The 19,703-nt window shown below is 74.4% G+C and carries 14 protein-coding genes and 1 pseudogene; 5 read left to right on the top strand and 10 right to left on the bottom strand.

Annotated elements, in window-relative coordinates; all coding sequences use genetic code 11:
* Positions 1–5: 5 nt before the first annotated feature.
* Together OG509_RS29980 and OG509_RS29975 are read right to left on the bottom strand one after the other, a co-directional pair.
* Entirely contained in the window at positions 6–506 is a 501-nt protein-coding gene (locus OG509_RS29980; RefSeq protein ID WP_406185707.1) for an NUDIX domain-containing protein, read from the bottom strand.
* A gap of 32 nt (positions 507–538) precedes the next feature.
* Positions 539–1,786: pseudogene (locus OG509_RS29975) on the bottom strand (BCCT family transporter); the annotation flags it as partial.
* Between the two features lie 156 nt (positions 1,787–1,942).
* On the opposite strand from OG509_RS29975, the gene OG509_RS29970 reads away from it, so the two are divergent.
* Entirely contained in the window at positions 1,943–3,091 is a 1,149-nt protein-coding gene (locus OG509_RS29970; protein ID WP_406185706.1) for a glycerate kinase, read from the top strand.
* Positions 3,092–3,254: 163 nt separating this feature from the next.
* Complete coding sequence (locus OG509_RS29965; RefSeq protein WP_406185704.1) at positions 3,255–3,758, top strand: GNAT family N-acetyltransferase; 504 nt, start codon at positions 3,255–3,257, stop codon at positions 3,756–3,758.
* On the opposite strand, the gene OG509_RS29960 is transcribed toward OG509_RS29965, so the two are convergent.
* Positions 3,713–4,324 carry a cysteine hydrolase family protein gene (locus OG509_RS29960; protein ID WP_406185703.1) on the bottom strand — a complete coding sequence of 204 codons (612 nt, stop codon included), beginning with the start codon at positions 4,322–4,324 and terminating at the stop codon, positions 3,713–3,715. The two genes, OG509_RS29965 and OG509_RS29960, sit on opposite strands and share 46 nt — an antisense overlap.
* Before the next feature lie 81 nt (positions 4,325–4,405).
* Here OG509_RS29960 and OG509_RS29955 point away from each other — a divergent pair, with 81 nt between their 5' ends.
* Both OG509_RS29955 and OG509_RS29950 read left to right on the top strand, forming a co-directional pair.
* Positions 4,406–5,383, top strand: coding sequence for a GlxA family transcriptional regulator (locus OG509_RS29955; protein ID WP_406185702.1), 978 nt, complete (start codon positions 4,406–4,408; stop codon positions 5,381–5,383).
* Between the two features lie 18 nt (positions 5,384–5,401).
* On the top strand, positions 5,402–8,200 hold the full coding sequence (locus OG509_RS29950; protein ID WP_406185701.1) for a SpoIIE family protein phosphatase: 2,799 nt from the start codon (positions 5,402–5,404) through the stop codon (positions 8,198–8,200).
* A gap of 99 nt (positions 8,201–8,299) precedes the next feature.
* Here the strand turns inward: OG509_RS29950 and OG509_RS29945 are convergent, their stop codons facing one another.
* The 4 genes from OG509_RS29945 to OG509_RS29930 form a co-directional block, all read right to left on the bottom strand.
* On the bottom strand, positions 8,300–10,366 hold the full coding sequence (locus OG509_RS29945) for a SpoIIE family protein phosphatase (RefSeq protein WP_406185699.1): 2,067 nt from the start codon (positions 10,364–10,366) through the stop codon (positions 8,300–8,302).
* A 74-nt stretch (positions 10,367–10,440) separates the two neighbouring features.
* Complete coding sequence (locus tag OG509_RS29940) at positions 10,441–13,644, bottom strand: DUF3376 domain-containing protein (protein WP_406185697.1); 3,204 nt, start codon at positions 13,642–13,644, stop codon at positions 10,441–10,443.
* Between the two features lie 20 nt (positions 13,645–13,664).
* The gene (locus tag OG509_RS29935) at positions 13,665–14,459 is read right to left on the bottom strand and encodes a BTAD domain-containing putative transcriptional regulator (RefSeq protein ID WP_406185695.1); all 795 of its coding nucleotides are present in this window, start codon (positions 14,457–14,459) and stop codon (positions 13,665–13,667) included.
* A 92-nt stretch (positions 14,460–14,551) separates the two neighbouring features.
* A complete protein-coding gene (locus OG509_RS29930; protein WP_406185694.1) occupies positions 14,552–15,112 on the bottom strand; it encodes a hypothetical protein in 561 nt (186 codons plus the stop codon).
* Between the two features lie 8 nt (positions 15,113–15,120).
* On the opposite strand from OG509_RS29930, the gene OG509_RS29925 reads away from it, so the two are divergent.
* The gene (locus OG509_RS29925; RefSeq protein WP_406185693.1) at positions 15,121–15,489 is read left to right on the top strand and encodes a hypothetical protein; all 369 of its coding nucleotides are present in this window, start codon (positions 15,121–15,123) and stop codon (positions 15,487–15,489) included.
* A 34-nt stretch (positions 15,490–15,523) separates the two neighbouring features.
* Here OG509_RS29925 and recQ read toward each other — a convergent pair whose 3' ends face one another.
* From recQ to OG509_RS29910, 3 genes are all read right to left on the bottom strand, one after another.
* Positions 15,524–17,602 carry a DNA helicase RecQ gene (gene recQ / locus OG509_RS29920; protein WP_406185692.1) on the bottom strand — a complete coding sequence of 693 codons (2,079 nt, stop codon included), beginning with the start codon at positions 17,600–17,602 and terminating at the stop codon, positions 15,524–15,526.
* A 75-nt stretch (positions 17,603–17,677) separates the two neighbouring features.
* Entirely contained in the window at positions 17,678–18,190 is a 513-nt protein-coding gene (locus tag OG509_RS29915) for an O-acetyl-ADP-ribose deacetylase (RefSeq protein ID WP_385591397.1), read from the bottom strand.
* Positions 18,190–19,608 carry a phytoene desaturase family protein gene (locus OG509_RS29910; RefSeq protein WP_406185691.1) on the bottom strand — a complete coding sequence of 473 codons (1,419 nt, stop codon included), beginning with the start codon at positions 19,606–19,608 and terminating at the stop codon, positions 18,190–18,192. Before OG509_RS29910 ends, OG509_RS29915 begins: the two co-directional genes overlap by 1 nt.
* Between the last annotated feature and the right edge of the window lie 95 nt (positions 19,609–19,703).

The raw sequence follows: 19,703 nt of genomic DNA, 5'->3' as shown, positions 1-19,703 counted from the left end.
CGGTGTCACGAGGAGACCGGGCGGCTGCCGTTCTCCAGCTCCGCGGTGCCCTCGCCGGACTCCAGGACCCGGTAGGCCTCTTGGGTGCGGCGGCCGAGCGATCCGGGGAGGTACGCGGCGAGTTCGGCGGGCTCGACCAGCCGCCAGGAGAGCAGTTCGTCTTCCTGGAGTTTGATCGAGGCGAGCTGCCCCGCGCCGAGCACGCCACCGTCGTAGAGGTACGCGACCAGCGGCGGACGGCCCTCGCCGAGCGTCCAGTCGACGGCGAGCAGCCGGCCGAGGGGCAGGTCCAGGCCGATCTCCTCGGCGCTCTCGCGGCGGGCGGCCGCCCGCGGGGACTCGCCGAGGTCCGATTCGACGGTGCCGCCCGGCAGGGCCCAGCCCTCACGGTAGTTGGGCTCGACGAGCAGCACCCGACCGTCGGCGTCCCGGTAGAGCGCGGCGGCCCCGGCCAGCACCCGGGGCAGGCTCGCGATGTACGTGGCGTAGTCATCGGTGGTGGTCACGTCGCCAACCCTACCCAGCCGCCCCACCGGGCTCACGCCTCCGGGGTGTCCGGCGGGGGTGGGGTCTTGCGGTCCCGGCGGGTGGGGTCGGCCAGGCGGCGCAGGTGCGGGTGGCGGGTGGGGCCCGCTTCGGTGAGGGCGTCGCCGACCATCGCCGTGACCGCGTCGCGGACCCCGTGCAGGGCGTGGTGGCGGGCGGGGCCGGCGCCGGGGTCCTCGCGGAGCTCCTTCACCAGCGCCCAGCAGAGCAGCAGCATGACGATCACGAAGGGCAGCGCGACCAGGATGGTGGCGGTCTGGAGGGATTTGAGGCCGCCCGCGACCAGGAGTACGGCCGCCACCCCAGCCATCAGCACGCCCCAGGTGACGACGAGCCAGACGGGCGGGTTCAGCGAGCCGCGGCTGGTGAGCGAGCCCATCACCAGGGAGGCCGAGTCGGCGCTGGTGACGAAGTACGTCATGACCAGGGCCATGGCCACGTACGAGGTGACGGTGCCCAGCGGGAGCGCGTCCAGCATGGCGAACAGGGAGGCCTCGGCCCCGTCCTTGACCTTGACGGCGAGATCGGCGGCGCCGGTGGAATCGAGGCGGATCGCGGTGCCGCCCATCACGCAGAACCAGACCACCGTGGCGCCGCTGGGCACGAGCAGGACGCCGATCAGGAACTCGCGGATGGTGCGCCCGTGCGAGATGCGGGCGATGAAGGTGCCGACGAACGGCGCCCAGGACAGCCACCACGCCCAGTAGAAGATCGTCCACGTGCCGAGCCAGGCGCTGTCGGTGAAGGCGCCGGTGCTGGTGGCCAAGGGCAGCAGTTCGTGCAGGTAGCTGCCGACGCTGGCGGGGATCACGTCGAGGATGTAGACGGTCGGACCGAGGAGGAAGACGAAGAACATCAGCGCGGCGGCGAGCACGATGTTGATCGTGCTCAGCCATTTCACGCCCTTGTGCAGGCCGGAGAAGGCGGAGAGCACGAAGGCAGCGGAGAGCGAGGCGATGATGATCAGCTCGACGCCGGTGGAGTCCTCGATCCCGGCCGTGATGTGGAGCCCCTCGGCGACCTGGAGCGCGCCGAGGCCGAGGCTGGTCGCGGTGCCGAAGACGGTGGCGAAGACGGCGAGCAGGTCGATGGCCCTGCCGGGCCGGCCGTTGGCGCGCTCCTCCCCCATCAGCGGGACGAAGGCGGCGCTGAGCCGGTTGCCGCGGCCCTTGCGGAAGGTGGCGTAGGCGAGGGCGAGGCCGGCGATGCCGTAGATCGCCCACGGGGTGAGCGTCCAGTGAATCCGCGCTCATGCGGCCACACTATCCAGGCGTATATACCTATTTAGGGGGATGGCACGCCGCGTGTGACCCAGGCCACCCATGGGCATAGGAGGATCCTCCGGATACGCTCATGGGGGCGCGACTGCACTGTTCGATAGCAAGGGATTAGCAAGGTGACGGACGGAGCAGTAACTGAGACCGCGCGCGTGCTCATCGCCGCGGACAAATTCAAGGGCTCGCTCACGGCCGTTCAGGTCGCGGAGCGGGTGACGGCCGGCCTTCGCAGGGCCGTACCGGACGTGGAGATCGAGACCCTCCCCGTCGCGGACGGCGGCGACGGTACGGTCGCGGCCGCCGTGGCGGCCGGGTTCGAGCGCCGGGAGGTACGGGTCACCGGACCGCTCGGCGAGCAGGTCACGGCCGCTTTCGCGCTGCGCGAGGGCACCGCCGTGGTCGAGATGGCGGAGGCCTCCGGGCTCCAGCTGCTGCCGGCGGGTGTGTTCGCCCCGCTGACGGCGACCACGTACGGCTCGGGAGAGCTGCTCAAGGCCGCGCTGGACGCGGGCGCGCGCTCGATCGTCTTCGGCGTGGGCGGCAGCGCCACCACCGACGGCGGTGCGGGGATGCTGGCCGCGCTGGGTGCGGTGTTCCTGGACGCGAACGGTGAAGCGGTCGGTCCGGGCGGCGGCGCGCTCGCCGCGCTGGCGTCCGCGGACCTGTCCGGGATCGACCCGCGCTTCGCGGAGGTCGACTTCGTCCTGGCCAGCGACGTGGACAACCCGCTGACGGGCCCGAAGGGCGCGCCCGCGGTCTACGGCCCGCAGAAGGGGGCGTCGCCCGAGGACGTGGCAGCGCTGGACTCGGCGCTGGCGCACTTCGCGGTGGTGCTGGAGAAGTCGATCGGCGAGAAGGCCGGCCGGCTGGCCGCCGCCCCGGGTGCGGGTGGCGCGGGCGGCATCGGGTACGGGGCGCTGCTGCTCGGCGCGTCGTTCCGGCCCGGGATCGAGCTGATGCTGGAGGTGCTGGGCTTCGCGCCGGCGCTGGAGCGGGCCACGCTGGTGATCACCGGTGAGGGCTCGCTGGACGAGCAGACCCTGCACGGCAAGGCCCCGGCCGGTGTCGCGGCCGCCGCGCGCGCGGCGGGCAAGCCGGTCATGGCGGTCTGCGGCCGTCTGCTGCTGGGCCAGGAGGCCCTGGAGGCGGCGGGCATCCGCAAGGCGTACCCGCTGACGGACCTGGAGCCCGACCCGGCCAAGTCCATCCCGAACGCGGGTCCCCTGCTGGAGCAGGTCGCGCAGAACATCGCCGCCGACGTCCTCTGACCTCCGGTCCACCGACGACACGATCCGGGCCCGGCACCCCCCAGCGGGGGCGCCGGGCCTCGGCGTTCCCCGGCCTCCCGGTCCGGCCCGCCCGCGCGTGGGGCCGCAAACCACGTGCGGGGCGGGCGGCCGGGGTGGTAGTCCCTGGGGCATGGATCAACTGGTGAGCGAACGGATCGTGCTGGTGCCCCTGGACGCGGAGCGGGCCCGGGCGGTGCTCTCGGGGGTGCCGGGGAGCGGGTGCCGCTGGGGGGACGGGTATCCGGACGACGGGGACCGGGCCGGGGCGCGGCGATATCTGCGGGTGCTGGCCGAGAGCGGGGATCCGGCGCCGTTCGGCGCGTACGAGATCCGCAGGCGCGCCGACGGGCTGACGATCGGCGGTGCGGGCTTCCACGGCCCGGCCGACGCGGCCGGGGTGGTGACCGTCGGTTACGGGCTGATCCCGGCGGCCCGCGGCCGCGGCTACGCCGCCGAGGCCCTGCGGGCGCTGCTCGGCCATGCCCGCGCGTACGGGGCGACCGGGGCGGCGGGCGACGCCGGCCGGGAGAACGCCGCCTCGCACCGGGTCATGGCCGCGGCCGGGATGCGGCTCGTCGGGGAGGACGAGCGGCTGCGGTACTACGGGGTGACCTGGGTCGGGGAGCCGGAGGCGGCGAGCAGCTGAGCCGTGCTCACCACGCGGGCGAAGCCGCCGCCCTGGAGGTTGACGGCGGTGGCGGTGGCCAGCTGGTCGGCCGTCAGGCGGAGTCCTTCGGGGCCTGCGAGGTCGAAGGTGTGGGTGGCGTCGAGCGGGACGAGGACGTCGTAGCCGAGGTTGCCGGCCATCCGCGCGGTGGTCTCGACGCACATGTTGGTCTGGATCCCGGACACCACCAGCTGGCCGATGCCCTCGGCGGTGAGCCACGCTGCCAGGTCGGGGGTGCCGTAGAAGGAGGAGTTCACCGTCTTGGTGATCAGCAGGGACTCCTTCCCCGCGCGGTCCGCCACGAAGTCCTTGAAGGCGTGGCCGGGCCGGTCGGCGGCCAGGACCGAGCCGGGGGTCCGCGAGGCGTGCTGGACCAGGACCACCGGGCGGCCGGAGTGCTGCCAGGCGTCCATCAGGGCGGCGATGTTGGCCTCGGCGGCCGGGTTGTTGCGCGGGCCCCAGTACGACGCGTCGTCGAAGCCCTTCTGTACGTCGATGACCAGCAGAGCAGCGTTCGGGGCGAGTTCGATCTCGTTCTTCGTCATGGCTTCATGGTCTGCGGCGGGACGGGCCGCCGACAGCGGCAAGCGGGACCCGAACCGATGAGATCCTGCCAGGATGGCAGCATGCATCGTGTCGCCATCGTCGTCCAGCCCGGCATCCGCAGTTTCGACCTCGCCGTCATCACCGAGGTCTGGGGCCCCGACCGCAGCCGGCTGGGCGTCCCCCGCTTCGAGCTGCGCCGGTGCGCCGTCGACGCCGACCCGATCGCGCTGCCCGGCGGGCTGACCCTGGCCCCCGACCGGGGGCTCGACTGGCTCGCCGAGGCCGATCTCGTGGTCGTACCGGCGCTGGCCGAGCCGTCCGACCCGACGCCCGGGCCGGTCCTCGCCGCCCTGCGGGAGGCGCACGCCCGGGGCATTGCGGTGGCCGCGCTGTGCGCCGGGGCGTTCATCCTCGCCGAGGCGGGGCTGCTGGCCGGCCGCCGGGCCGTGACCCACTGGTCGCTGGCTCCGCAGCTCGCCGCGCGCCACCCGTCCGTACTGGTCGAGGACGCCCCGCTGTACGTGGAGGACGCCGGGCTGTGGACCTCCGCCGGGGTGGCCTCCGGGATCGACCTCTGCCTGCACCTCGTACGGCAGGCCCACGGCGCGGAGACCGCCGCCGCCATCGCCCGGTCCATGGTGACCGGGCCGTTCCGCACCGGCGACCACGCCCAGTACCTGGACCGGCCCACCCCGGCGGCGGACCGGACCGCCGAGGCCCTGGCGGCCGTACGGGAGCGGGCCCTGCGCCATCTGCACGAACCGCTGTCCGTGACCACGCTGGCCCGCTGGGCCGGGATGTCGCCTCGCTCCTTCGCCCGCCATTTCGTCGCCGCGACCGGCACCACCCCGCACCGCTGGCTCCTCGGCCACCGCCTGGACGCGGCCCGCAAGCTGCTGGAGCGCACCGACCACCCGGTGCCGGAAGTGGCCCGGCGGGCGGGTTTCGCCAGCGAGGTCACCTTCCGCCAGCATTTCGCCTCGTACGTCGGCCTCAGCCCCCGTGCGTACCGCAGCGCGGCGGCCGCCACATCGGCAGCCCCGCCCAAATCGCGGTGACGGTGTTAGAAATGGCTCATGACCGGACGTTTGGGTCGACCCAGGGGATCCCCGCCCCGGCAGCCGACCGGGCGGGACCCGGGCCTGCTCGCGCGCCGATCCAGGAGCGCCCGCAGTGTCGCCGGTCAGGTCTTCGCGCTCATGGCGTTCATCGTCGTCCTGCTGATCACCGCGGCCGCGCTCGCCCTCGTGTTCCAGGAGCGGTACGGCACCCAGCGCGACGCGCGCCACCGCTCGCTGGCGGCCGCCGAGGCCTTCGCCCACGCCCCCGGTCTCCCCGCCGCCCTGAGATCCCCGAATCCGACGGCCGAGCTGCAACCCCTGGCCGAGGCCGCGCGGCGGGCCGCGGGCGTCGACTTCATCGCCGTGATGACGCCCGACGGGCTGCGCTACACCGACTCCCGGCCGGACCTGATCGGCAAGCGGGCCACCGGCGACCTCTCGCGTGCCGTGGCCGGGCACTCCTTCACCGAGGTGTTCACGGGCTCGCCGAGCGACGCGGTCCGCGCCGTGGTCCCCGTACGGGACGCGAGCGGCAAGGTCGTCGGCCTGGTCGGCACCGGCATCGAGGTCGCCACCGTCTCCGACACGGTCGCCTCCCAGCTGCCGCTGCTGCTCGGCGCGGCGGCCGGCGCGCTGCTGCTCGGCACGGGCGGCGCCGCCCTGGTCAGCCGGCGGCTGCGGCGCCAGACCCGGGGCCTCGGCGAGGCCGACATGGCCCGGATGAACGAGCACCACGAGGCCGTCCTGCACGCGGTGCGCGAGGGCGTCCTGATCATCGGCGACGACCAGCGGCTGCTGCTCGCCAACGACGAGGCCCGGCGGCTGCTGAACCTGCCGCCCGACGCCGAGCAGCGCCACGTGAGCGAACTCGGCCTCGATCCGCGGACCACCTCCCTGCTGGTGTCCGGGCGGGTCGCCACGGACGAGGTGCACCTGGCCGGCGACCGGCTCCTGGCCGTCAACGTCCGTCCGACCAAGCCGTACGGAGGGCACCCGTCCGGCAGCGTCATGACCCTGCGCGACACCACCGAGCTCGCCGCGCTCTCCGGCCGTGCCGAGGTGGCCCGGGAGCGGCTCCAGCTGCTGTACGACGCGGGGGTGCGGATCGGCAGCACACTGGACGTGGCGCGGACCGCCGAGGAGCTCTCGGAGGTGGCCGTCCCCCGGTTCGCCGACTTCGTGACGGTGGAGCTGCTGGAGCCGGTGCTGAAGGGCGAGGAGCCCTCGCGGGCCGCCGGCGCCTACACGGAGATGCTCCGGGCGGCGATGAGCGGGGTGCGCACCGACCAGCCGCTGCAGCCGGTCGGCGACATCATCCGGTTCGTGGTGCCGACGGCGCCGATGGCGGCGGCCCTGGACGCCGGGCACGCGGTGCTCGCGCCCGATCTGAACGCCGCGATGGGCTGGCGGGCCCAGGACGAGGCCGGCACCCGCCAGGCCCTGGAGTACGGGCTGCACTCGCTGATCTCGGTGCCGCTGCAGGCCCGCGGGGTGGTCCTCGGCATGGCGAACTTCTGGCGGGCCGCCGACACCCCGGAGGCCTTCGACGAGGAGGACCTGTCGTTCGCGGAGGAGCTGGGGGCCCGGGCGGCCGTCTCCATCGACAACGCCCGCCGCTACACCCGGGAGCACGCGACGGCCGTGGCCCTCCAGCGGAGCCTGCTGCCCCGGGTGCTGCCGGACCAGACCGCCGTGGAAGTGGCCTTCCGGTACCTGCCCGCGAAGGCCGGGGTGGGCGGGGACTGGTTCGACGTGATCCCGCTCGCCGGCGCCCGGGTGGCGCTGGTCGTCGGCGACGTCGTCGGGCACGGGGTGCACGCGGCGGCCACGATGGGCCGGCTGCGCACCGCCGTGCACAACTTCTCCTCCCTGGACATGCCCCCGGACGAACTGCTCGGGCACCTGGACGAGCTGATCCACCGGATCGACCAGAACGAGTCCGGGGGCGCCGGGGACCCCGCGGAGGGGGCGGGCGAGACGGCCGGCGTCACCGGCGCCACCTGCCTGTACGCGGTGTACGACCCGGTCTCCGGGGTCTGTGCGATGGCGAGCGCCGGGCACCCGGGACCGGCCCTGGTGAGGCCGGACGGCACCGTGGAGTTCCCGCAGCTGCCCACCGGGCTGCCGCTCGGGGTGGGCGGCATGCCCTTCGAGGCCGTGGAGCTGCGGCTGCCGGAGTCGAGCCGGCTCGTGATGTTCACGGACGGCTTGCTGGAGGACCGCGACCGGGATTTCGACACCGGCCTCGGCATGCTGGCCGAGACGCTCTCGCGCCCCGGCCGCAGCCCCGACCAGGCCTGTGCCGACCTACTGGCCGCGCTGCTGTTCCCGGCGCCGAGCGACGACATCGCCCTGCTGGTCGCCGACACCCGGCGGCTGGAGGCGGACCGGATCGCCGAGTGGGAGGTGCCGCCCGATCCGGCGGCGGTCTCGCGGGTGCGGGGCGCGGGCTCGGCGCAGCTGGCCGCCTGGGGTCTGGGGGACATCGCGTTCACGGCCGAGCTCATCCTCAGCGAGCTCGTCACCAACGCCATCCGGTACGGGAACGCACCCATCCGGGTGCGGATACTGCGCGACCGCAGCCTCATCTGCGAGATCTCCGACGGCAGCAGCACCTCGCCGCACCTGCGGTACGCGGCCACCACCGACGAGGGCGGCCGCGGCCTGTTCCTGGTCGCGCAGTACGCCGAGCGCTGGGGCACCCGCTACACCCAGCGCGGCAAGGTCATCTGGGCCGAGCTGCCGCTGACCGGGGGTCCGGAGCCGGCCCCGCCCGTACCGGACCTGGAGGCGCTGGAGGACATGGGCTGGTGACCTGGCCCTCGGCGTAACGATTCGCCCGGGACCGCTGACCGCTCGGCGGCCCGGGCCCCACCGAGCCCGGGGCCCCACCGAGCCCGGGCCACCGAGGCGTCAGCGGCCCCGGGCGGGCGTCGTACGGGCCAGCAGGACCGCCACGTCGTCCTGCGGGGCCTCGGGCAGCAGCCGCGCCAGGATGTCGTCGCACAGCGCGTCCAGAGGCTGCCCGGCGTCCCGCAGCACCCGTCCGAGCTGGGCCATGCCCTGGTCGAGGTCGCGGTCGCGGGACTCGATGAGCCCGTCGGTGTACAGCACGAGCAGGCACCCGAGCGGCAGGTCGACCTCCTCGGTACGGAACTCCTGCCCGCCCGTGCCCAGCGGGGTGCCGGGCGGGCCGTCGAGGAAGGTGACCTCCCCGCCGGCCGTGACCACGGCCGGCGGCGGGTGGCCGGCGCGGGCGATGACGCAGCCGCCCGTGGCCGGGTCGTGGACGGCGTAGACGCAGGTGGCCATCTCGTCCTCGCCCAGGTCGGCGACGGCCTCGTCGAGCGAGCGGAGCAGCCTGGTCGGGGAGACGTCGTGGCGGGCGAGGGTGCGTACGGCGGTGCGCAGCTGTCCCATGACGGCGGCGGCGTGGATGCCGTGGCCCATGACGTCGCCGATGACCAGACCGGTGCGCCCGCCGGGCAGCTGGATGACGTCGTACCAGTCGCCGCCGACGTCGTGGTCGCTGGCGGGCAGGTAGCGGCCGGTCAGCTCCAGGCCGGTGACCTCGGGGAGGGCGCTGTTGCTGAGGCTGCGCTGGAGGGTCAGGGCGGCGCGCCGCTGGTTGGTGTACATCCGGGCGTTGTCGATGTTGAGGGCCGCGCGGGCGACCACCTCGTCGATGAGTACGCCGTCCTGTTCGTCGAAGGGCTCGCGGTCGCTCGTCCGGGTCACGGTGACCGCGCCGAGCACGGTGCCGCGGGCGAGGAGCGGGATCAGCCGGGCGGAGCCGAGGGTGGCGAGGTAGTCGCGCAGCTCGGCGGCGCGCGGGTCGGGGAGCAGCGCGTGGACGTCGGACCGGTACAGGTTCATGGCCCGGCCCTCGGCGATGACCCGTTCGTAGACGGAGTCGGGCGGGATCTGGAAGGTCTGGCCGGGTGCCAGCCGGGCGGTGGGGGCCTCGGGGTCGGGGAACTCGACGGCGATGCGGCGGAGCACGCCCTCGTGGGTGGCCGCCGCGTCGTCGGGGGCGAGGACGGTCTCCAGCAGCTGTACGTCGGCCGAGTCGGCCAGCTGGGGTACGAGGACCCCGACGATCTCCCGGGCGGTCTGGCTGAGGTCGAGGGTGGTGCCGATGCGGGTCCCGGCCTCGGCGAGGACGGCGAAGCGGCGGCGGGCCCGCTCGGCCTCGCCCTGGGCCTGCTGGCTGTCGGTGATGTCGATGAGGGAGGCGATCACGCCGAGCGGGCGGCCGGAGCCGTCGAGGAGGGGGGCGTAGGAGCAGGACCAGGTGTGGTCGTGCTCGGGGTCGGCCGGGGTCCGGCCGGTGCGGCGGACGTCGACGACGGCGGTGCCCCGCTCCAGGACCTGCCGCATGGTCGCTTCGAGCGCGGAGGCGTTGACTCCGGGGACGACCTCGGTGAGCCGTTTGCCGACGTGCTCGGCGGCCGGGACGCCGTTCATCCGGGCCAGGGCGTCGTTGACGCGCAGGAAGCGCAGGTCGGGGCCGAGGGTGGCGAGGCCGATGGGCGACTGGGTGAACAGGCTCTGGAGGGCGGCGAGCGAGTCCCGCATGCGCAGGACCTCGGAGGTCTCCACGGCGATCAGCATGGCCCCGGTGCGGCCCTGCGGGTCGGCGGCGGGGACGATCCACATCTCCATGGTGACGCGGTGCCCGTCGCGGTGGCGCACGGGGAGGGTGCCGACCACCGTCTCGCCCGCCTGGACCCGCCGGGTCAGGTCGTCGGCGAGCGCGTGGTTGGGCTCGGGGACGAGTACGGAGGCGCCGGGGAGGCCCAGGATGTCCTCGGGGCGGTGGCCGAGCAGGTCCTGGGCGGCGAGCGACCATTCGACGATGATTCCGTCGGCGTCCTCCCGCCACAGCGCGATCGGCAGCAGCTCGCTGAGCACGCCCGCGTACCCGACGGCCGCGGCCGGCTGATCCGGGACTTCGCTCGTCGACTGGTATGTGTCCACCGCACCGACCTCACCCCGGGGGGTCCGATTCCTACCGATTCACCCTATCCGAGCCGTCGGCACGGGGCGCTGCGTCAGGTCGGTCCGGTCCGCGGCTTCGGATACAGCCAGGGCAGGACGAAGGTGATCCAGAACAGGACGGCGTACAGGGCGAGGGCGGCCCACCAGCCGCCGAGCGGCGGGCGGCCGAACTGGACGAGGGCGGCGATGGCTCCCGCGACCGCGGCCGCCCCCGGCAGCAGCAGCCAGCGGTCGGTGCCGACGTACAGCACGGCAGCGGCGGCGAGGGCGAAGCAGGCCCCCACGATCAGGGTGCGCCAGCCGTCGCCCGGGTTCGGGGTGTGCAGGCCGCGCAGCCGCCAGAGGGCGACGGGCGGACCGGCCAGCGCGAGCACGAGGAGGGGGATGCGCAGCCCGGGCGGCCGGAACCGCTGCCGGACCAGCGCCGCCAGGGCGATCATGGCGTACAGGCAGACCGGGACGTGGGCGAGGAGTGAGGACCCCTGCCCGGTGGAGAAGGAGATGCCCGTCCACAGGAGCACGGCCGCGATCAGACCCCACGGCGGGGCCACCACCCCGACCAGGGGCGGGAGGTAGACCAGGGGCTTCAGCACGCCGAGGACGCCCTGCACCATGCGGGCCCCGGCCCTGCCGGTGGGCTGGAGGGCGGGCCAGGCGAGGAGCCCGGTCCGCAGGGCCGCCCGGCGTGGGTCCCGCGCCCGGATGAGCTGTCCGACCTCCTCCCTGCCGATCTCGCCGAAGGACTCCAGCGCGGCGTCGAACTCGGCCGGTGAGGCCAGGGCGGGCGGGTTCAGCGGGGGGTCCGGGGGCTTGTTGCCGCCCCGGAAGCCCTTGCGGTTCAGTTCGGCGAGGAACGGCAGCTCCTCCCGCAGGATCTCGTGCTGGCGTACGGCGGTGAGCACGTCCCGTGTCCGGTCGTAAGGGTCCATGTCCCCGTTGGTGACGACGTTCTGCGCCCAGTGCTCCAGGAACACCGGGCCGAGTCCGGTCAGCTCGGCGATCTTCTCACCGAGTGCCCTGTCGTCGCCGGTCCTGGTCTCGCCGAACGCGTGCCGCAGGCGCTCGTCTGTGGCGACGACCGACACGAGGGAGGCGGCCCCGTCGAGGCGGCCCCAGGTCCAGTCGCTCATCCGCCAGCGGGCGCTGAGGAACGCGGCGAAGTTGTTGAGCTGGTTGCCGCTGAGCTTGGCCCGGACCAGGTCCGTCGGGGAGTTCTGGTCCACCTTCTCCAGCACCCTGCGAGTGGCCCAGCTGGTGTTCGCGGCCGAGACGGCGTGGAAGCCGATGTCGGGGGCCTCGGCCAGCGGGTCCGGGCGCAGCGGGCCGAGCAGCACCTCGACGTACGCGAGCGCACCGGTCATCGGGCCGGCGCCGCGCGCGGCCGCGTGGAGGGCTTCGTAGCCCTCGACGTCGGGGACCAGGTCCAGACCCATCTCCCCGGCCAGTTCCGCCAGCCGGCCCCACAGCCGTCCGAAGCCCTCCGGCACCTCCGCCGCCGGGTCGGGTCCGGGCGGGGCCGGCGGCAGCGATCCGCCGGTCACGGCCGTCGCGAGGTTCGCCGCCCAGGTCTCCCACTGCCTGGGCGTGTCCCCGGGCAGGGGCCCGGCCGGAATGAGGCCGCCCAGCAGCCGCGTCGCCTCGCCGAAGGGGGCCGTGGCATCCCTCGGGAGCAGCCCCGTGGAGAGGGCGCTCCGGTAGCGGTCGAGCAGGAGCCGGTCCCGGGCGGCGGTCAGCGTGGCGACGGCGGAGCGGCAGGCGAACAGCCGCCACCGGTACCCCTCCACCAGCTCCGCGGGCACCGGCCCGGGGTGGGACTCGTACGCCTCCAGCCAGTCCATGAGCAGTCGTACGGTGCGCGCCAGGGCCAGCGGCGAGGTCCCCGGTTCGGGGAGCTCCCCGGGTGCCACCGCCAGGCCGCCCGACGCCTTGCGCAGCCGGGCGAAGAGGACCGCCGAGCCCGCCCCCGCGCACTCGTCCAGCGCCTCCAGCGGCCCCGGGCCCGCGGGCAGCGGCAGCGCGTCCGGGCCGGTCACCTCCGCCGGATCCTCCAGGAGCCGGATGAGCCGCAGTGCCTCCGCGGCGCCGGCCCGGTCGGCGTACGCGTGCTGCCGGGCCGTGGCGGTGTCCTTGAGCTCGGCGAGGGTCGGCGGAAGCACCCCGGCGGCGGCCTGCTTGCGCTGGGCCGCGGCTTCGGCGGCGTGCAGTTCCAGGTCGTCGTCGCGCAGGGACTCGGCGCCGGTCTTCACCGTCAGGGATTTCACGGCCGTCCGGACCAGCCGGGTCACGCGCCGGCTGGTCCCCGGCTCGGGAGGCGGCGGGAGCGGCGGCACGGGCTGGAGGAAGAGCAGCCAACGGTCGGCCTTGGCGGCCACCGGGGCCCCGGCGAGAGCCCGTACGGCCCAGGCGACGGGGATGTTGTCCAGCAGCCCGCCGTCCATGACCTCGGCGCAGCCGTTCAGGTTCTCGTCGGGGTAGCCGGTCTCGCTGCAGACTCCGCGCATGTCCACCCGGGGCGGATTCTCCACCGGCTGCGGGGCGTTGTCGACGTAGACCCGGGCCGGTTCGAAGGCTCCCGGGAACGAGGACGAGGCACGGGCCGCGTAGGCCAGCCGGTTCAGCGCCGCCTCCCGGGCCACACCGGTGACGTCGACGGGGAAGTCCGTCAGGGAGGTGCGGTGGCGGAAGCGGAAGTAGGCGTTCGAGCGGCCGACCAGGAGCGGTCGGCCGAGGGTGGGCCGCACCCGGTCCCGGCGCGGGCGCAGCCGGGTGGCGGTCAGGATCAGCCGCAGCGAGGCCGGGGGTTCCCAGTCCTTCGGGGCCTGCCCCAGGAGCTCGGCCAGCGAGCCGCGCAGCTCCTGGTAGAAGACCTCGTCGCCGCACATCAGCGAGGCCGGTACGTGGAACGGCGTCGAGCGGCGCAGCAGCCCTTCGAGGTCGCCCAGGCGCAGCCACGCGTCCCGTACGCCCGGACCGAACGGCATCCCGTACACGAGGTGGCAGGCCAGCAGCACACCGTTGAGCCCCCCGGCGCTGGTCCCGGCGAGGACGTCGATGTCGACGTCCTCGTACTCGCACATGTGCAGCAGCCCCGTATAGAGGCCCGCTTCCGGGCCGAGGGTCTTCCGGTCCGCTCCCGCGCGCAGCGCCGCCGTCTCGCAACAGGCCCCGCCCATCCATACGGCGAGGCTGACCCCGCCGCGCATCGCGAGGGCCAGGCGCAGTTCGGTGCTGCGCCGACCCGGCCGGTCGTCGCTCATGCCACCAGCTTGACCCCGGATCAGGCGCGGCGCACCCGGGCGGCCACCACCTCGCGGGAGCGGGTGGCCGAGCGGCAGAATTTCCGTATCAGGCCGGAGAGTTCGCATCCCGGTTCCACCCCGAGTTCGCGTGTGGCGAGGTCACGGTAGGTGTCGTACGCGCGCATGGCCTCGATGAGATTGCCCTCCGCCAAGTGGGCCTCGATCAGGGCCCGCTGGGCGCTCTCCCGCAGCGGTTCGGCGCTGACCGCGAGCAGGGCCGACTCCACCGCCTCGGCGTGCCGGCCGACGCGGGCCAGCTCGCGGCTCAGCGCCTCCAGCGCGTGCAGCAGCCGCTGGCGGACCCGTTCGCGCTCCAGCAGCACCCAGTCGTCGTACCAGCCCGGCAGCAGGTCGAGCGCGTCGGTACGCCATTTCAGCGCCGACAGGTCCTGGGTGGTGGCGGTGCCGCCGATGAGCCGCCCGGCCCAGCCGTACAGGACGTACAGGTCCACCACCGTGTGCTCGCGCATCGCGAGCGAGCACTTGTCGGAGTCGAGCAGGTCGATGCCGGCGGCCTTGAGCCGCCAGAGCGCGGACCGCAGGTTCCCCGCCGCCCGCAGGTCGTCGCCGGACGGCCACAGCGCCCCCGCGGCGTGCCGGCGCTCGACCCGGCCGCCGTTGAGCGCGACGAACGCCAGGAGCCGCTTGCCCCCTTCGGGCACGTCCAGCCATCTCCCCTGATGGATGACGCGCGGGCCGCCCAGGAGATGGAGGGCCGGTGGCTCCCCCTGCCCTGGGACGCGGACCGGTGACGTGAGGAACTGCTGGTTCATAGGCGGTCCTCCTGCATAGAAGTCCGACGCATATGCTATGCGCGCACCGTCACCGATCAGTCACCGAGTGCTATGATTTCATTCGGTAGCAGTCACCCGGGGTTGCAGCAGTGTCGCTGCTCCCTCCTGACGAACGCGACCCAGTCCCCGACCGGCGCCTCCCCGTCGCCGACGGGCAGCAGGATGTCCACGCCGACGGGCTCGTCGAGCCGGATGCGGTCCCGGTGCTGCGCCTCCTGCACCGCCTGGGCGACATCGGCGAGCGTGCAGGAGCAGTACCTCAGGTCCACCTGCGGACCCAGGAGCGCCCGGATCCCGGCGGGGGCGGCGCTCGGCTCCGGCTCGGGGGTGAACGGCAGGTACCCGGCGGGCGGGAGTTCCGAAATGCCCAGCTCCTGCAGGGTGTACGGGCCCGGCCCGGCCTGCGCCGGCCGGATCAGGGCGCCCTCGCCGATGCCCGTGACGAGCCGGGCCACCTCCCGGCCCAGCTGGTCCTTGGTGTGGCTCTTGAGGAACTGCTCTTCGCCGATGAGGGCCAACTGCTCCAGCAGCGGCCCCAGATCGGCGGCGGGCGGCTGCGCGGCGCCCAGCACCTGCGCCAACTGGTCCTGGAACTGGAGGATTTGGGCGGTGTACGCGTCCCAGGGCCGCATGCCGAGCCGTGACTGCCAGTACCGCTGCGGCGGGGCCGCGGCCCGGTCGCGGCGGGCCGGCGCGGCTGCTGGTGCTGCTCCGCCGTAGCGCGGAGGCCTGGCGGGGGTTCGCGGGCGTCTGCGAGTTCGTCGACTGCCTGTGCAAGGCCCTGCTGTGCGTGCTCAAGGGCTGGCAGGCGATCGCCGTACTGGAGGGCGCCCGCGCCGAGCTGCTGTGCAAGGAGGAGACCCGGAAGGCGGCGTGCGAGCGCAAGCGGAAGGAGACGGTCGAGGAGGTGATGGCGGAGTACACCCGGCTGTGCCCGCCGTGCACGGCGCACCCCGACGGGGCCGAGGAGGAGGATCCGGACGAGGACCGCGCCGCCGACGCGGCCTGACCCTGCCGTACCTCCTCCCGGCCCGCGGTTCGGCCTACTCCCAGTCGTCCCAGGGCGGGTCCGTGTCGTCGAAGTCGAAGGGCGGTTCCTCGTCGGTGTGCGGGGCCGGGGGCTCCGGCGCCGCAGCCCGCGACGGGACCGGGGCCGCGGGCGCCGGGGCCGGGGCCGCGGGCGCCGGGACCGGGGCCGCGGGCGCCGGGACCGGGGCCGGGGTTGCGCCCGACTCGGTGGCCCCCGTCCCGGTGGCGCCCGTCCCGGCCAGCGCGGCCAGGATCCCCTCGGCGTACTTGGCCAGCTTGGCCTCGCCGACGCCGCTGATCGTGCCCAGCTCCTCCACCGTGCCGGGCAGCCGGGTCGCGACCTCCCGCAGCGTCGCGTCGTGGAAGACCACGTACGCCGGCACGCCCTGCTCCTTGGCGGTCGCGGCCCGCCAGGCGCGCAGGGCCTCGAACACCGGCACGGCCGCCGCCGGCAGGTCGACCGGGACCCGCCCGGCCTTCCCGGAGCCGGAGCCCGATCCGGAGGACTTGCGGGCCGCGGGGGCCGGCGCGGCCTCCTTGCGCATCGGCACGCTGCGGCGCCCGCCCAGCACCTCGCCGCTGGCGTCCGTGAGCACCAGCGTCCCGTAGTCCCCCTCGACCGCCAGCAGCCCCGAGGCCAGCAGCTGCCGTACGACCCCGCGCCATTCCGCGGTGCTCAGGTCCGCGCCGATCCCGAACACCGACAGCCCGTCGTGGTCGAACTGGATGACCTTGGCCGTCTTCTTGCCCTGGAGGATGTCGATGATCTGGCCGGCGCCGAACTTCTGCCGCCGCTCCTTGGCCAGCCGCCACACCGTGGACATCAGCTTCTGCGCGGCCACCGTGCCGTCCCAGGACTCGGCCGGGGTCAGGCAGGTGTCGCAGTTGCCGCACGGCCCGGCGGCCGCCTGCCCGAAGTACGCGAGCAGCCGCACCCGGCGGCACTCGACCGTCTCGCACAGCGCGAGCATCGCGTCGAGGTGCGCGGCCAGGGAGCGGCGGTGCGCCTCGTCGCCCTCGGAGCCCTCGATCATCTTGCGCTGCTGCACCACGTCCTGGAGTCCGTACGCGAGCCAGGCCGTGGCCGGCTCCCCGTCGCGCCCGGCGCGGCCGGTCTCCTGGTAGTAGCCCTCGACCGACTTCGGCAGGTCCAGGTGGGCCACGAACCGCACGTCCGGCTTGTCGATGCCCATGCCGAACGCGATCGTGGCCACCACCACGACCCCGTCCTCCCGCAGGAAGCGCGCCTGGTTCGCCGCGCGCGTACGGGAATCCATGCCCGCGTGGTACGCGACCGCGTCGATGCCGTGCTCCACCAGGAAGGCGGCGGTCTTCTCCACGGAGGCCCGCGACAGGCAGTAGACGACTCCGGCGTCCCCGTCGTGCTCGGTGCGGATCAGCTCCAGCAGCTGCCGGGTCGGGTTGTTCTTCGGGGCGATCCGGTACTGGATGTTGGGCCGGTCGAAGCTGGCCACGAAGTGACGCGCTTCGCGCTCCGCCAGGCCCAGCCGGGCCGCGATCTCGGCGTGCGTGGCCTCGGTGGCCGTCGCCGTCAGCGCGATCCGCGGCACCTTGGGCCAGCGCTCGTGCAGCATCGACAGCGCCAGGTAGTCGGGCCGGAAGTCGTGGCCCCACTGGGCGACGCAGTGCGCCTCGTCGATCGCGAAGAGCGACACCGTGCCCCGGTCGAGCAGCCGCTGGGTGCCCTCGGTGCGCAGCCGCTCCGGCGCCAGGTACAGCAGGTCCAGCTCACCGGCGAGGAAGGCCTGCTCGACGGCCTGCCGCTCGTAGGGGTCCTGGGTCGAGTTGAGGAACCCGGCCCGCACCCCGAGGGCGGTCAGGGCGTCCACCTGGTCCTGCATGAGCGCGATCAGCGGCGAGATCACCACGCCCGTACCGGCTCTCACCAGTGCCGGGATCTGGTAGCAGAGCGATTTGCCGCCGCCCGTGGGCATCAGGACCAGCGCGTCGCCGCCGCCGGCCACGTGCTCGATGATCTGCTGCTGCTCGCCGCGGAAGGAGTCGTATCCGAAGACGCGGTGCAGCACCTCAAGGGCATCGGGGGTCTCGGTGGGGGCGTCGACAAGGCTCATCCCAGAAGCCTATCGACCCCCACCGACACCCCCGCCCACATCTGCCGGATCCGCCGGCCCGGGGCCGGACGACTCCTACCCCAGGGCCGCCTCGAAGGCCGCGTACGCCTTCTCGTCGAAGAGGACGAAGCGGACCTCCTCCACGGGCGCCGCGGCGGCCGCCCGGGCCGTCTCCACGGCGATGCGGGCGCCGTCGTCCATCGGCCAGCCGAAGATGCCGGTGGAGATCGCCGGGAAGGCGACCGTACGGGCCCCCAGCTCGGCCGCGACCCGCAGGGACTCGCGGTAGCAGGAGGCCAGCAGCGCCGAGCGGTCCTCGTCCCGGGACCAGACCGGGCCCACCGTGTGGATCACCCACTCGGCCGGGAGTCGGCCCGCCGTCGTGGCCACGGCCCGGCCCGTCGGCAGGCCCTTGCCGTACCGGGAGGCGCGCAGCGCCCGGCAGGCGTCCAGGATCTCGGGGCCGCCGCGCCGGTGGATGGCGCCGTCCACTCCCCCGCCGCCCAGCAGCGAGGAGTTCGCCGCGTTGACGATCGCGTCCGCGTGCTCTGCGGTGATGTCGCCCTGGACCAGGGTGATGCGCACCATCAGCGGGCCTTTCGCAGGTGGCGCCAGACCGCCTTGGCCGCGTTGTGCCCGGACATGCCGTGCACTCCGGGGCCGGGCGGGGTGGCGGAGGAGCAGAGGAACACGGCCGGGTGGGCCGTCGAGTACGGGAACAGGGACAGCTTGGGCCGCAGCAGCAGCTGGATCCCGGAGGCCGCGCCGCAGGCGATGTCGCCGCCGACGTAGTTGGGGTTGCGGGCGGCCAGCTCCGGCGGTCCGGCCGTGGCGCGGGCCAGCACCAGGTCGCGGAAGCCGGGGGCGAAGCGCTCGATCTGCCGCTCGACGGCGTCGGTGAGGTCGCCGCCCCAGCCCGCGGGGACGTGCCCGTACGCCCAGAACACGTGCTTGCCCTCGGGCGCCCGGCCGGGGTCCACCAGGCTGGGCTGGGCGGTGATCAGGAAGGGGTTGCGGGGGGCTCGCCCGCCGGTGGCCAGCTGGAGGGCGGCGTCGATGTCTCGGGCGCGCGGGCCGATCTGGACGGTGCCGGCCCGGCGCGGGGCCTCGGCGGTCCAGGGCACGGGGCCGGAGAGGGCGTAGTCGAGCTTGAAGGCGGCGGCGCCGTACTTGTAGCCGTCGTACGCGCGCCCCAGCCGGGCGATCCGGGCCAGCGCGGTCGGCGAGGTGTCGAAGACGTACGCCCGGGCCGGCGGCAGGTCGTCGAGGCGTTTGACCTCGAAACCGGTGTGGACCGTGCCGCCGAGGTCGCGCAGGTACCCGGCGAGGGCGTCCGAGATGGACTGCGAGCCGCCGCGCGGCATGGGCCAGCCGCCGGCGTGCGCGGCGAGGGCGAAGACCAGGCCGACGGCGCTCGTGGCGAACCCGCCCAGCGGGGCGATGACGTGCGCGACGAGCCCGGCGAACAGCGCCCGCGCCCGCTCCTCGTGGAACCGGTTCAGCAGCCAGGTGGAGGGCGGCAGTCCGGCGAGCCCGAAGCGGGCCAGGGTGAGCGGGTCCCGGGGCAGGGCGGTCGAGGGCAGGGACATGAAGTCCCGGACCAGGGTGTCCCATTTACCGAGGAAGGGCTGCACCAGCCGCCGGTACGTGCCGGCGTCGCGCGGTCCGAGGGAGGCCGCCGTCTCGGAGACGGAGCGGGAGAGCACGGCGGCCGTGCCGTCGTCGAAGGGGTGCGCCATGGGCAGCGGGGCGTGCAGCCACTCCAGCCCGTACCGCTTCAGCGGCATGGTGGAGAAGACCGGCGAGCCGATGCCGAGCGGGTGCACGGCCGAGCAGGGGTCGTGCCGGAAGCCCGGGAGGGTGAGCTCCTCGGTGCGGGCCCCGCCGCCGACCGTCTCCCCGGCCTCGAACACGGCCACCGAGAAGCCGCGCCGGGCCAGCTCGACGGCGGCCGTCAGCCCGTTGGGCCCCGCCCCCACCACGACCGCATCGAGAATCGACGGCACCTTGAGACTCCTTCGTCCGGCGGCGGCTGCGCTCCCAGGATATTCGCCCCGTCCGTACGGGTCCCCGCCCGCGCCCGGCCGGACCGCACGAAACG

It is taken from the genome of Streptomyces sp. NBC_01006 (assembly GCF_045162725.1).
GTDB lineage: Bacteria > Actinomycetota > Actinomycetes > Streptomycetales > Streptomycetaceae > Streptomyces.
This window is presented reverse-complemented; position numbering and strand designations above follow the sequence as displayed.